This is a genomic window from Pigmentiphaga kullae, assembly GCF_004216695.1.
Classification (GTDB): domain Bacteria; phylum Pseudomonadota; class Gammaproteobacteria; order Burkholderiales; family Burkholderiaceae_B; genus Pigmentiphaga; species Pigmentiphaga kullae.
The window spans coordinates 1,066,357-1,079,806 of sequence record NZ_SGXC01000002.1; the positions used below are offsets into that span (position 1 = coordinate 1,066,357).

The following is a 13,450-nucleotide window of genomic DNA, read 5'->3' on the forward strand; positions in this document are numbered from 1 at the left end:
GTGTACACCCTGATTTTGGATCAAATCGCGGCCAACATGACGCCTACGCCCGTTGCAACTTCGCAGGATTTTCCGGGTAAGGCGCCCGGACGTCGCCACGCAGTGGCCGCTCTCGCCCAGTGCTGCGCCGATTGTCAACATTCGCCGCCGGACTTGCATTTCTGCTCCAAGATTGTTTGAATGCCGGCTCTGTGCATAGGCAGGCGGCCATCCGGCCGGTCTGCCGATATTTTTCAAGGAGTACGCATGCGCACCAAGAAGGAACTGATCGACGCTCTCGCCGAGCGCACCCAACAACCGAAGAATGTCTCTGAAGCCTTCATCGACGCGCTGGGCGATGCCCTGCGCGACACGCTGGCCAAGGGCGACGAGGTCGTGCTGCCTGGCGTCGGGAAGTTCTCGGTGAAAGAAAAAGCCGCCAAGACGGGCCGCAACCCCCGTACCGGCGAAGCGATCCAGATCGCTGCCCGCAAGGCCCCCGCTTTCAGCGCCGCCAAGGTCCTGAAAGACGCCGTCGACGTCAAGTAAGCGTCGCCGCCACGCGCGCCCTCCGCCACACGCGGCGGTGCGCGCCGAATCAGTCTGCCTTACACTGCAAGAATCCTTCGCTCCCGGAGTCATTCTTGCCTACCGACCAACCCGCCGAGCCCTTCAGCGGTCCCAGCACCACCTACCTGGTCTCGCAGGTACACCATCCCCTGCGCAACTTCAGCGACGCGCTGCTCAAGCCCTACGGCGTGACGGGCATCCAGTTCACCGTGCTGTCCGTGGTCGCGCACCGTGAAAAGCTGTCCTCCGCGGATCTGTCCAGGCGCTTCTATGTCACCCCCCAATCGATGGGCCAATTGCTCTCGACCCTGGAAGAACGCGGCCTGCTCGAGCGCAAGGAAGACGCCAACAATCGCCGCATCCTGCGCATCACGCTGACCCCGGCCGGACGCGAAGTGGTCGAGGCCGGCACGCGCGAGCTGAACCGCTTCGAACAGGAGGCCTTCTCCAGCCTCAACCCCAAGGAACTCAAGACCTTGCGCGGACTGCTGCGCACCGTCATCGACGATTTGCGCAGCCGGCATATCGGCGCCGCATAGCGGGCACCGCGCTGATCGAAATTCCTTGTGATTCCATAATTATTATGTGATTCAACTCGCTCATCGCTTCATCTTATAGTCCCCCCAACATGACGGACAATGAGGGGACATCGATGAACAAGCGAGTCTTGCGCGCAACGCCGACGCGGCGTGCGTGCCTCGCCACTTTGGCAACGCTGGCCCTGGCCGGCACCGTATCGGCCGCGGCCGCCGAGTTTCCCGCCGGGCCTGTCACCATCGTCGTGCCTTTCCCGCCCGGAGGCCCCACCGATACCACCGCGCGGCTGGTAGGCAGGACGCTGGCGAAACAACTCGGCCAACCCGTGGTGATAGAGAATCGCGCGGGTGCGGGCGGCACGGTCGGCTCCACCTCGGTCGCGCGCGCCAAGCCCGACGGCCACACCCTGCTGTGGGCCAGCACCAGCAGCCTGGGCGTGGCGCCGGGGCTGTACCGCAACCTGGCCTACTCGCCGATGGAATCCTTCGCGCACGTGGGCCTGGTGGCGCGCAGCCCCATCCTGCTCGTGGTGCGCCATGCCTTTCCCGCCAATACCTTGCAGGAACTGGTCGCCTATGCCGCCAAGAACAAGGTGTCCTACGGCTCCGCGGGCAACGGTTCGATCAACCACCTGACCGGTGAATGGTTCAAGGAAGTGTCCGGCGCGAACATCCTGCACGTGCCCTACAAGGGCGGCGCGCCGGCGCTGGCGGACATGATAGGCGGCCAGATCGACATGACGCTGGAGACCATCACCGTCGTGCGGCCCTACCTGGAAAGCGGCCGGGCCAAGGTACTTGCCACCGGCGGCGCCGCGCGCTCGGCCGACATGCCGCAGGTGCCCACCGTGCGCGAAGTCTTCGGCGGCGATTTCGAATCGTATTCCTGGACCGGCCTGGTGGCGCCCGCCGGCACGCCGGCCGCCGTCGTGCAAAAGCTCAACGCCGCGCTACGCGCGGCCCAGGACGACCCCGAACTGATGAGCCAGATGAAGGCCGGCGGCCAGGACGTGATCAAGACCACGCCGGAGGAATTCCGCAACTTCCTGGCGAGCGACACCAAGCGCTGGGCCGAACTGATCAAACGCACCAACACCACACTGGACTGACTCATGCGCATCATCATCGCCGGCGGCGGCCTGGGCGGACTGACCGCCGGCCTCGCCCTGCTCCAACAAGGTTTCCAGGTCCGCATCCTGGAACAGGCCCCGCAATTGAAAGAAGTCGGCGCGGGCATACAACTCGGGCCCAACGCCGTGCACGTGCTGTATGCGCTGGGCCTGGAAGGCGACATGGCCGCCCAGGCCTGCGAGCCCGAAGGCAAGATCGTGCGGCTGTGGAACACCGGCCAGACCTGGAACCTGTTCAACCTGGGCGACGTGTCGCGCGAACTCTACGGCTATCCGTACCTGACCGTGCACCGCGCCGACCTGCACCAGGCCATCGCCGCCGGCGTACGGCGCGCCGATCCCGACGCCCTGGTGCTGGGCGCCAAGTTCGAGCGCTTCGAGCAGAACGGCGACGGCGTGACCGCCTACACGGCCGACGGCCGAAGCTTCCAGGGCGACGTGCTGGTGGGCGCGGACGGCGTGCACTCGCTGGTGCGCGGCCAGTTGTTCGGCGCCGACCGGCCGGATTTCTCCGGCCTGGTCGCCTGGCGCGGCGTGATCGAGGCCGACAAGCTGCCCGAGCGCCTGAGCCGCCCGGTGGGCGTGAACTGGGTGGGCCCCGGCGCCCACGTCATCCACTATCCGCTGCACGGCTACAAGCTGGTGAACTTCGTCGCCGCCGTGGAGCGCAGCGATTGGCAGGTCGAGTCCTGGACCGAGCGCGGCACCACCGAAGAGTGCCTGAACGACCTGCGCGGCTGGAACGAGGACGTGCATACGCTGGTGCGCGCCATCGACGTGCCCTACAAATGGGCGCTGATGGTTCGCGATCCCATGCCGCGCTGGAGCGAAGGCCGGGTCACCCTGCTGGGCGACGCCTGCCATCCCATGCTGCCCTTCCTTGCGCAGGGCGCGGGCATGGCCCTGGAGGACGGCTACATCCTGGCGCGCGCATTGCGCCAGTACGCGGATCCGGCACAGGCGCTGCAACGCTACGAGCAGGCCCGCATGGACCGCACCGCCAATGTCATCCTGGGCGCCAATGCCAACGCCAAACGATTCCACAATCGCGAACTGGCCCACGCCGAGGGCGCGGCCGCCTACGTGAACCGCGAGTGGCAGGAAGACCGTGTGAAGGAACGCTACGAGTGGCTCTTCACCTACGACGTCGAGACCGTACCCATCTGATCGCCCCGCCGACATCGCGGCCCAAGCGGAAATCTTTCCCTACGTGCGGGCCGCCATCACGGACTTGAAGACCTCGGCGAATTCGATCAGCGTATCGGGCGGGGGCACTCCCGCCCGCATCACATAGCTGAAATCGAAAGCCACCGCCGGACTGATCACCCGGTGCTCCACGGCGTAGCGTGCGCACGCGATCTGCGAAAACTCCGGAATCACCGCAATGCCGAAGCCCTGCTCGGCCAGCCCCAGCGCCGTATCCAGGTGCTGTACCGCGATGCGGCGGCCGACGTTGACCTGATGCTTGAACAAGGCATCTTCGGCCAGTTGATGAATAGGGCTGTCTTCGGTCAGCGCCACATAAGGCTGGTCGCGCAGTATCTCCCAGGTCGTGTCCCTGCGCCCCTTCGCCGACGGCACCGGCGCATAGCTTCCCGGCGCATAGACCGCCAGCAGCCCCGATGGCGCCAGCGCCTTGCGCACCAGCCCCGACACCTTGGAAAAGAACGCGCCGAAAGCCGCATCGGCCTCGCCCGTCTCGACCAGTTGCTGGATTTCGAGGGGACTGCCGGCAATGATCTCGACCTCGACCCGCGGGTGGTCCGCCAGGAACCGCCGCATGCTCTCCGGCACGACATTGGCCGCCATCAAGGGCGTGAACGCCAGCCGCAGGGCAGCGCCCTCCTGGCGCCCCATGTCGCGCAGGCGCGCCGCCGCGGCGCTGAGTTCGCGCTCGACCAATTCCGCCGCGGGCAGAAAGACACGACCGGCCTCGGTCAGCACCACCGCACGGGTGGTGCGCTCGAACAACCGGGTATTGAGCTGGGATTCGAGTTCGCGAATGGTCGCGCTCAGCCCCGCCTGGCTAAGATGCAGACGCTGGGCGGTACGGGTGAAGTTACCCGATGCCGCCACGCCCAGAAAAGCCCGCAATTGGCGCAAAGAAATATTCATGCGCCAATTATTTCAGTTTTCCCCCAACCTTGCGCCCCCACAAGACCCAAGACCCCAAACCCAGGATGCGGTGGATCCGGCTCCGCCGGTCCACCCGCATCGCCCCCTGGGGGGCGCCCGTAAGGGCGTAGGGGGGGGGAATTAGTCCAGCTTCAACCCCGTCCGCCGCACGATGTCGCCCCACTTGGCGATATCGGTAGCGATGATCTTGCGGAACTCCTCGGGCGAGGTCGGCGCGGGGTCGGCCCCGGCCGCGCGCACGCGTTCGATCACGCCGGGGTCGGTCAACGCCGTCCGGATCGCCGCGTTCAGGCGCTTGACGACGGGTTCGGGCGTGCCGGCGGGCACGGCGATCCCGAACCAGCCCATGGCCTCGTAGCCCTTCATGCCCGACTCGTCCAGCGTAGGCACGTCGGGCAGCGAACTCGACCGTTCGCGCGTCGTCACGGCGAAGGCCTTCATGCGCCCCTCCTTGATGTACCCCACGGCACTGGGCACGTCGCTCATGGCCACCGGGATCTGCCCGGCCAGCGCATCGGTGGTGGCCGGGCCCGTGCCCTTGTAGGGCACCAGGACGGTCTTCACCTCTCCGATCTGGTTGAAAAGCTCGCTGGCCAGATGCATGACCGTGCCCAGGCCGCCATGGCCGATCGACAGCTTGCCCGGCTCCGCCTTGGCCGCGGCAAGCAGGGCCTTGACGTCCTTGTACGGCGAGTTCGCCGGCCCGACCACGACGAAAGGCGAGCTCGCGACCATGCTGACCGGAATGAGATCCTTGACGGGATCGAAAGGCATCGTCCGATACAGCACGCTGTTGATGCCCAGCGCGCCCGCCCCGCTGAATACCATCGTGTAGCCATCGGGCGCCGACCGAACCACCGATTCGACGCCGATGTTGCCCCCTGCACCGCCCTTGTTCTCGACCACCACCTGCTGGCCCAGTTGCTTGGACATGACGGGCGCCATGACGCGGGCGATGAGGTCCGTGCTGCCGCCCGGCGGGAACGATACCACCAGCCTCAGCGGACGATTGGGAAAGTCCCCTTGCGCGTGTGCCGCCGGCAGCGCCAGTACGGTCGCGGTCGCCAGGGCCGTCATGATCATTTTCTTCATTGCAGTCTCCTTACTCATAGCCATATGGGTCATGCCGCTCGGCCGCGGCCTTCTTGTTTTTGAACGTGATCAAATTTGATCATGTTTCATTTCCAGCGACCGCACCATCAGGGCATTCACCGTATCCGCGGCCTCGTAGGCCGCCCAGTGGCCCGCGCCGGGAATCATGTCGAAGACCGCCTGCGGCAGCACCTCGCGCAAGGCGCGGCCTTGCGCGGGCGCATCGCCGCCGCCGTAGACATCGCGTTCGCCGGCAATGCCATGCACCGGGCAACGCAGGCCCAGGAAAGCCTCCAATTCGCGGCTGGCCAGCAGCGGCCGGGTGTCCAGCCGGCAACGCTCCAGGTTGTCGGCATGCAGCCGGACGGCCTCGTCATCGATCAGGGCGGCGTCGCCGAACATGGAAACTTCGAGGTTGTGCCGGTGGATACGGGCCGCCTCGGCCGGATCGGCGATACCTCGCCACCGCAGCAATTCGGGCGGCCGCGGCACCGTGCGCGAGAAAGCGCCGCGCAACAACAGGATCTGGCGGACGCGCTGCGGCTGTTGCCGCGCCATGCTTTCCGCCAGGACCGAGCCCAGGGAAAATCCAGCGAGCGCCACGTTCGCGTCAGGACCTGCGATCTGATCGAGCCCCTGCCACAGCAGACGGGCGAAAGCGGCGCACGACACGTCGCCGGCCGGCAGATCGGAATCGCCATGGCCGGGCAGGTCGGGCACGAGTACCGTGAAGCGTTCGGCCAGGGCGGCGATGTTGCGCGCCCAATGCGTCCACGAACCGCTGTTGCCGTGCAGCAGGACAACCAGCGGACCCGCGCCCCATTGCCGCCAGACCACGGCCCGGCCATCGTCAACCGTGGAGTGGATCCGGGCAGCTTGCCCCAGCGTGTCGACCATTTCGTACCCTTGTCTCTCGCGCGTCCGGTCACGTCCGGCGCTTATGATCATCACACCTTATATAAAGTTTCTTTACTTATCAAGAGAATCTTGCATCATCATGGGAGGAGGCCTGCCGAGTTCTTCTAGAATAGGCGGCCACGGCACCACCGCCACTCTCATTCCTTCGCGCCCTGCTCTTTCATGAAGAATCCATCCGCTTTGTCTTCCCCGAATCAGGAACTGGGCTTGCGCGAGCGCGCCAAACTCGACAAGCTGCGGCGCATCAAGCAGGCGGCGCGCGACGTCTTCCTGGAAAAGGGCTACGACGTGGCGACCACGCGCGAGATCGCGCAGCGCGCCGAAGTGGCCATCGGAACCATCTTCGTCTATGCCGAGGACAAGCTCGATCTGTTGATGATGATCGTCAACAACGACCTGGATGCCGTGAACGACAAAGGCGCCAGGGTGCTGCGGCGGGACGGTCCCTTGATCGATTTGCTCATGGCTTTCTTCGAACTGCGCTACCGCTACTGGGCCAGGCATCCGCAGATCTCGAGGCCGGCGGTGCAGGCCACCTCGGACTTCCTGGCCCGCAGCAGCGACCGCGGCGAGGAAACACGCCGTTTCTACGCCCGCCGCGCCAACATCTACGCCATGCTGGCCGACGTGGTGCGGCGCAAACAGGAACAAAAGCAGATCGGCAGCGACGCGGCCCCCGATCTGATCGCCTCGTTGTTCGTCACCATCTACCTGGCCGAAGTGCGGCGCTGGCTCAGCCAGCCCACGCCGCGACCCGGCGTCGGCCTGGCCTCGCTGCGCGCGCTGCTGCGCCTGGCCATCGAAGGGCTGGCGCCCATGGCGGCCGAACGGCAGGCACTGGCGTCCACCGACTGAGCGGCTACGCCCCTCCCAACAGGTCGCGCGAGTCGAGCAAGGCGTAGACGATCCCGGGAGTGCGTTCGAAGCAGCGGCGGATCGCGGCGGGAACGGCTTCGCGCGTCTTGCGGCACAGGCCCCGCTGCTCGGCCAGTTCGATGGTGATACCTCGCACCGTGCGGACTTCATTGGCGCTGGGTTCGATATGCAAGACGATGCCCAGTTGCGCATGCATGCGCGCCTGCATCGCCATCAGGTCTTCCAGGGTGGCCAGGGTTTCGAGACGGGCCACCAGGCGCTTCTCTTCTTCCTTGGTCAACAGAAGGATGCGCCTATCGCCCTGCGGGTCGGCCAGCAAATGGTCGCGTTCGCAGATACAGGCGCCGGGCGGGCATTCCTTGCGGATGGGAAACGAGGCATTCATGCCTCGGGATTTTAGCCCCTGCCCAGCAAAGGCATGGACAGGGGAAACATCGTGCCTTCATAAAAATTCACCTCGGGCGGCAGGCTGGCCATCAGCAGCACGACCCGGGCCACGTCCTCGGCCTTCATCAACTCGCCGGGTTCGAACTTGCGGCCGGACTTGGCGGCCAGCGCCGACTCGGTCACGCCGGGATGCAGCACGCTGACCGCGATGCCGTGCGCCCGTCCGTCCAGCGCCAGCGCGTGGGTCATGCCGGACAAGCCGTGCTTGGTCGTGGTGTACGGCACCGAGTCCGGCCGCGGCACCTTGGCCGCCACGCTGCCGATGTTGACGATGCGCCCCTGGCGCCGCGGCTTCATGACCCGAAAGGCCTCGCGGCTGCAAAGGAAGGCGCCGGTCAGGTTCACGTCGACGACGCTGCGCCAGGTATCCAGGCTCATGTCCTCGATGGGCTGGCTGGTGGTGACGCCGGCGTTGTTGACCAGCACGTCCACGCGGCCATGGGCGGCCAGCGCGGCGGCGAACAATTGCGCCACGTCTTCTTCGCGGCTGACGTCGGCGACGCAGGCAAGCGCCTCGCCGCCCGCCTCGCGCACCATCCGTGCCGTCTCATCCAGGGCGTCCCGGCCGCGGGCGGCCAGCACCACGCGCGCGCCGGCCTGGCCGAACGCCACCGCCACGGCCCGGCCGATGCCGGAACTGGCGCCGGTCACGATCGCGACGCGATCCTCAAGGCTGCGCATGTCTGCCCCGTCCCTTGTTCGTCATTCGACGGTCATGCCCGCGGCGCGGATAATGCGCCCCCATTTCTCGGTGTCGACCGCCACCACCCGCGCGAGATCGTCCGGACCTCCACTCAGGGGTTCGGCGCCGATGCCGCGCAGAAAGCGGGCCATCTCGGGGCTGCCGGTAACCTTGAGCAGCGCGGCGCTAAGCGTCTTGCGCACGGCCTCGGGCGGATTGGCGGGCAGAAAGATGCCGAACCATCCCCCCAGGTCGTAGCCTTTCACGCCAGCTTCGTCCATGGTGGGCACATCGGGCAACGACGTGGGCCGCTTGCTGCCCGTTACCGCCAGCGCCTTCACGCGGCCCCCCTTGAGCTGGGGAATGGCCAGTGTCGCGTCGGCGAACAGGAAACTCACCCGCCCGCCGATCAGATCGGTCAGGGCCGGCGGCACGCCCTTGTAAGGCACGTTGACGGCATCGACGCCTGCCAGCGTCTTGTAGAGTTCTCCGGCCACCTGCCCCGTGGCATTGCCGCTGCCCCACGAATACTTGCCGGGCTGGTCCTTGAGCAGCTTGGTCAACTGCGCGACGTTGTCGACCTTGGTGTGTTCGGGCGCCACCAGCAGGACGAACCCCAGGCTGGCCACCGTGCCCACCGGCGCGAAATCCTTGATGGGATCGAAGGGCAGCTTCTTGAACAGATGGACGTTGGCCGCGTGGGTGGAGTTTGGCGTGAACAGGATGGTGTAGCCGTCGGCGGGCGCCTTGGCCACGAAATCGGCGGCCAGGTTGCCGAGCGCACCGGCCTTGTTTTCCACCACCACCGGCTGGCCGAGTTCCTTTTCCAATCCCGCGGCCACCTGGCGCGCCACATTGTCGATGCCGCTGCCCGCGGGATATCCCAGCAACATGCGCACGGGCCGCACGGGGTAGTCGGCGGCCAGGGCCGGCGCGCCGGACATCAGAGTGATCGCGGCAAACGCGGCAAGGCACTTCTTCATTGATATCGTCTCCTCTCGAAAGCTTTTCGTCACGCCGGCCGCTCGAACTTGGCCGATAGCGCGGTGCCGGACAGATGTCCGGCCAGGCTGCTGGAGGTGCCTACCGGCAATCCCGGCGCCAGCTCCATGAATTGCTTGACCGCGCGCACCGTGACCGGGCTGCACTCCAGGATCGTGGCCGCGATGCGGTCGGCCCGCGACCGCAGCTCGGCGCGCGGCACGACCTCGCTGGCCAGACCGGCCTGCCAGGCCTCGCGGGCGCCCACCAGATCCCGCGTCAGCACCATGCGCGCGATCGTCTTCATCGGTACCCGGCCGATCAGCGCCGACATCACCAGGGCGGGAGGAATGTCGCGCTCCATCTCGGGAATCTGGAAGCTTGCGTCATCGGCAGCCAGCGTGATGTCGCACACGCCCGCCAGGGCGCAGCCGACGCCATAGGCCTTGCCGTGCACGACGGACAGCACCGGCACCGGCGCCGTCTTGAGCGCGTCGTACAGCGCGAGCGCCGGCATCGCCACATTGCGCCGCAGGGCCTCGCCGGTCGGCGTCGAACCCGGCTTGGGCATGGGCGAGACCCGCCCGGCGCAGAAATCCTCGCCCTCGCCCGACAGGCGGATCAAGCGGACCTGCTCGTCCAGGTTGGAGACGGCGTCGATGATCAGTTGCCCCATCTCGGCGCTCATGAGATTGCCGTTCCCCGGGGTGTTCAATACGATGTCCAGCAGGCCCGCATGGCTGCGGACCGATACCGGTTCGCTCATGGCTGTACTCCCTGTGCGCGTTGTATGGCCGACCAGATCGCGGCGGGCGTGGCCGGCATGGGCAGCTCTTCGTGCGTGATGCCGCGCAGCGCGTCGGCCAGCGCGTTGAATATGGCGGCCGTGGCAGGCGTGATGCCGCTCTCGCCGCCGCCCTTGACCCCCAGCGCGTTGCCGTGGGTGCGGTCCTCGGTCAGTTCCACGTCGAAGCGCCGCGGGATCGCCCCCGCTCGCGCCACGCCGTAGTCCATGTACGAACCGCTGAATATCTGTCCGCTTTCCGGGTCGACGTGGTAGTCCTCGAAAAAGGCCTGTCCTATGCCCTGCGCCAGGCCGCCATGCACCTGGCCTTCGACGATCAGCGGATTGATCGGGCGTCCGACGTCGTCGATGGACGTATAGCGCACGATCTCCACGTCGCCGGTCTCGGGATCGATCTCCAGTTCGCAGACCGCCGTGCCCGTGGGATGGGCGGCGATACGGCCATTGAACTCGGCGTCGACGTAGAAGCGGCGCTCTTGCGGATTGCCGGGCACGCCCTCGCGCCCGATATGGGCCGCGATCTCGCCCAGGCCCGCCGCGCGCTGCCCGGCCTGGTCGCGCACGCGACCGTCCTCGTAGCGCAGGCCCTGGACATCAACGCCCCACATCGAGGCCGCTGCCACCAGCGCCGTGGATCGCAAGCGCTCGCCGGCCTGCAGCAGCAGATGCCCCACCAGGCGCATGGAACGGTCCGAATGCGAACCGCCCCCCACCTTGACGAAGTGGGAATCGCCGGTGCGCATGGTGACGGCCTCGAAGGGCACGCCCAGTTCGTCGGCCAGCACCTGCACGAAGCTGGTTTCGTGCCCTTGCCCCGTGCTTTGCGTGCCGACCACGAAATCAACGTGGCCATCGGTGCCTATGGTGATCTCGATGCGTTCGCGCGGCGCGCCCACCGGCGACTCCACGTAATTGGCCAGCCCCGTGCCGAGCAATTTGCCGCGCGCGCGCGCATCGCGCTTGCGCTGCCCGGCCTCGCTCCACTGCGATACCACCAGGGCCCGCTCCATGTTGGCCGCGAAGGCGCCGCTGTCATAGGTCAGCCCCATGGGACTGTGATAGGGCATCTGCGCCGGCTGGATGAGATTACGCCGGCGCAGTTCGATGCGGTCCATGCCCATCTCGTCGGCGGCGACATCCAGCATCCGTTCCATCACGTGCGTGGCTTCCGGACGGCCCGCGCCCCGGTAAGGGCCGGTGGGCGGCGTGTTCGTAAGCACCGCGGACAGCAGCGCCGTGGCCGCGGGCACGTGGTAGACCGTGGTCATGATGCGCGAGCCGTTGGCCAGGGGCACATACGACACGGTATGGGCGCCGATGTTGCCGACGATCTCGTTGTCTATGCCCAGGATGCGTCCTTGCGCGTCGAACGCGATGGCCGCCCGGATGACCTGGTCGCGCCCCTGGTAGTCCGACAGGAAGGCCTCGTTGCGGTCGCTGGTCCACTTCACCGGCCGCCCTACCCTGCGCGCGGCCCAAAGCACCGCGAGCTGGTCGGGATTCACGCAACTGCGCGGACCGAAGCCGCCGCCCACGTCAGGCGACACCACTCGTAATTTCGCCGGGGATATCCCCAGTGCATCGGCGATGCACATCTGCTGGCGCGTCACGCCCTGGCTGCCCGAGATCAGCAGGTATTCGCCGGAGCCTTCGTCGAAGCTGCCCAGCGCCGAGCGCGGTTCCATCTGGCAATTGACGATGCGGCTGTTGCGAAACTCCCGGCGCACGACGTGGTGGGCGCGGGCAAAGGCCTCGCGCACCGCGGCCTCGTCGCCCACCCGGGCCTGGAAGCACAGGTTGCGCGGCGCGCCGTCCCACAATTGCGGCGCCCCTTCGTCCATGGCCTGCACCGCGTCCACCACGGCCGGCAAGGGGTCGTAGTCGATCAGCACCATTTCGCAGGCGTCGCGGGCCTCGCGCATGCTGCGGGCCACCACCAGCACCACCGGCTCGCCGACGTGGCGCACGCGATCCACCACCAATGGCAGATGCCGCTGGTTGAAGATACTGCCGGTCAGCGAATGCTGGAAGGCACGTTCCTTGAAGGCAACGGCGTCGGCGGGATTGGGAATGTGGTCCATGCCGCGCAGGCCGTCGTCCAGGTAATCCTGGCCGCGCAGCACCGCGATCACCCCGGGCGCCTGCGCCGCCGCCTCGATGTCGATGCCGCGGATGACGGCATGGGCATGGGTGGACCGCACGAACGCGCCATAGGCCTGGCCGGGCAGATTCACGTCGTCGGTATAGCGGCCCTGGCCCCGCACCAGCCGCTGGTCTTCGGCGCGCGGACGCGGCTGGCCGACCAATCGGCTATCCATGCTGCCTCCCGACGGGCTTGCCCGCTTCCATGCGCGCACGCGCCGCGTGCTTGACCGCCTCGATGATGTTGACGTAGCCCGTGCAGCGGCAGATGTTTCCTTCCAGGGCGCGATGGATCCGCTCGTCGTCCAGCGAACCGTCGGTATCCAGGTAGTAGTCGATCGCCATCATCATGCCCGGCGTACAGAAGCCGCATTGCAGGCCATGGCAGGCGACGAAGGCCGCCGGCACCTCGCCCAGCTGCTGCGGGGTCGACAACCCCTCCACGGTCAGCACCTCGCCGCCGCTGGCCTGCGCGGCCAGCACCGTGCACGACTTGACCGCGGCGCCGTCGAGCTTGACCGTGCATGCGCCGCACTGGCTGGTATCGCAGCCGACGTGGGTGCCGGTCAGGCCCAGTTCGCCGCGCAGCAGTTCCACCAGCAGGGTTCGGTCATCCACCTCGCGGCTGGTCGCCACGCCATTGACGCGCAGTTCCACACGACTCATGGCGCGACCTTCTCTTCCACCTTGACGCTGAAGCGTTCGAAGAACTGCGCCGCCATCTTGTTGGCCACCGAGCCCACCAGCCGCGCGCCGATCTGCGCGAGCTTGCCGCCGACCTGGGCCTGGGCCACGTAAGTCAGTACCGTGCCCTCGCCGTCTTCGGCCAACTCGACGTCGGCCACCATTTTTCCGAAACCGGCGATGCCGCCATCGCCCTGGCCGATGATGCGATAGCCCTGCGGCGCGCGCTTGTCGGCGATGCTCAGGGTCCCCTTGAAGCGCGCCTTCACCGGGCCGATGGCGGCCACCACCACGGCGGCATATTCGTCCTGCGCCTCGCCAGCGGTGAACGATTCGCAGCCAGGCACGCATGCCTGCAGGATTTCCGGGGTGTTCAGGTATTCCCACACCCGTTCGCGGGGTGCCCGCAGCGTATGCGATCCTTTCAGTTCCATGACTTCTCCACCTTGCGCGGCCTCGCTCCGGGCCGTCC

Annotated in this window: 15 protein-coding genes; 5 read left to right on the top strand and 10 right to left on the bottom strand. The window is 67.0% G+C overall.

The window, feature by feature from the left end; all coding sequences use genetic code 11:
* The first annotated feature begins 246 nt into the window (after positions 1–246).
* From EV675_RS19350 to EV675_RS19365, 4 genes are all read left to right on the top strand, one after another.
* Positions 247–528: an HU family DNA-binding protein gene (locus EV675_RS19350; protein WP_124689288.1), complete on the top strand. Its 282-nt coding sequence runs from the start codon at positions 247–249 to the stop codon at positions 526–528.
* Between the two features lie 95 nt (positions 529–623).
* Entirely contained in the window at positions 624–1,088 is a 465-nt protein-coding gene (locus EV675_RS19355; RefSeq protein ID WP_130358884.1) for a MarR family winged helix-turn-helix transcriptional regulator, read from the top strand.
* A gap of 113 nt (positions 1,089–1,201) precedes the next feature.
* Positions 1,202–2,194: a Bug family tripartite tricarboxylate transporter substrate binding protein gene (locus EV675_RS19360; protein ID WP_130358886.1), complete on the top strand. Its 993-nt coding sequence runs from the start codon at positions 1,202–1,204 to the stop codon at positions 2,192–2,194.
* A gap of 3 nt (positions 2,195–2,197) precedes the next feature.
* Positions 2,198–3,382, top strand: coding sequence for an FAD-dependent monooxygenase (locus EV675_RS19365; RefSeq protein WP_130358888.1), 1,185 nt, complete (start codon positions 2,198–2,200; stop codon positions 3,380–3,382).
* Between the two features lie 39 nt (positions 3,383–3,421).
* On the opposite strand, the gene EV675_RS19370 is transcribed toward EV675_RS19365, so the two are convergent.
* The 3 genes from EV675_RS19370 to EV675_RS19380 form a co-directional block, all read right to left on the bottom strand.
* Positions 3,422–4,330 carry a LysR family transcriptional regulator gene (locus tag EV675_RS19370; RefSeq protein WP_130358890.1) on the bottom strand — a complete coding sequence of 303 codons (909 nt, stop codon included), beginning with the start codon at positions 4,328–4,330 and terminating at the stop codon, positions 3,422–3,424.
* A gap of 141 nt (positions 4,331–4,471) precedes the next feature.
* Entirely contained in the window at positions 4,472–5,443 is a 972-nt protein-coding gene (locus EV675_RS19375; protein ID WP_165404658.1) for a Bug family tripartite tricarboxylate transporter substrate binding protein, read from the bottom strand.
* Positions 5,444–5,512: 69 nt separating this feature from the next.
* A complete protein-coding gene (locus EV675_RS19380) occupies positions 5,513–6,340 on the bottom strand; it encodes an alpha/beta fold hydrolase (protein ID WP_165404659.1) in 828 nt (275 codons plus the stop codon).
* Positions 6,341–6,541: 201 nt separating this feature from the next.
* On the opposite strand from EV675_RS19380, the gene EV675_RS19385 reads away from it, so the two are divergent.
* Positions 6,542–7,216, top strand: a complete 675-nt coding sequence (locus EV675_RS19385) for a TetR/AcrR family transcriptional regulator (protein ID WP_165404660.1) — start codon at positions 6,542–6,544, stop codon at positions 7,214–7,216.
* Positions 7,217–7,220: 4 nt separating this feature from the next.
* Here EV675_RS19385 and EV675_RS19390 read toward each other — a convergent pair whose 3' ends face one another.
* Genes EV675_RS19390 through EV675_RS19420 form a run of 7 tightly spaced genes read right to left on the bottom strand, consistent with a single transcriptional unit; the run spans position 7,221 to position 13,412 of the window.
* Positions 7,221–7,622, bottom strand: a complete 402-nt coding sequence (locus tag EV675_RS19390; protein WP_124689281.1) for a hypothetical protein — start codon at positions 7,620–7,622, stop codon at positions 7,221–7,223.
* Positions 7,623–7,633: 11 nt separating this feature from the next.
* A complete protein-coding gene (locus EV675_RS19395) occupies positions 7,634–8,365 on the bottom strand; it encodes an SDR family oxidoreductase (RefSeq protein WP_130358899.1) in 732 nt (243 codons plus the stop codon).
* 21 nt (positions 8,366–8,386) lie between these two features.
* A complete protein-coding gene (locus EV675_RS19400; RefSeq protein WP_130358901.1) occupies positions 8,387–9,349 on the bottom strand; it encodes a Bug family tripartite tricarboxylate transporter substrate binding protein in 963 nt (320 codons plus the stop codon).
* A gap of 29 nt (positions 9,350–9,378) precedes the next feature.
* Positions 9,379–10,113: an enoyl-CoA hydratase/isomerase family protein gene (locus EV675_RS19405; protein WP_130358903.1), complete on the bottom strand. Its 735-nt coding sequence runs from the start codon at positions 10,111–10,113 to the stop codon at positions 9,379–9,381.
* A complete protein-coding gene (locus EV675_RS19410; protein ID WP_242621500.1) occupies positions 10,110–12,470 on the bottom strand; it encodes a xanthine dehydrogenase family protein molybdopterin-binding subunit in 2,361 nt (786 codons plus the stop codon). Before EV675_RS19410 ends, EV675_RS19405 begins: the two co-directional genes overlap by 4 nt.
* Positions 12,463–12,960: a (2Fe-2S)-binding protein gene (locus EV675_RS19415; protein ID WP_130358905.1), complete on the bottom strand. Its 498-nt coding sequence runs from the start codon at positions 12,958–12,960 to the stop codon at positions 12,463–12,465. The genes EV675_RS19410 and EV675_RS19415 overlap by 8 nt, the downstream gene beginning before the upstream one ends.
* A complete protein-coding gene (locus tag EV675_RS19420; protein WP_130358907.1) occupies positions 12,957–13,412 on the bottom strand; it encodes an SRPBCC family protein in 456 nt (151 codons plus the stop codon). Before EV675_RS19420 ends, EV675_RS19415 begins: the two co-directional genes overlap by 4 nt.
* Between the last annotated feature and the right edge of the window lie 38 nt (positions 13,413–13,450).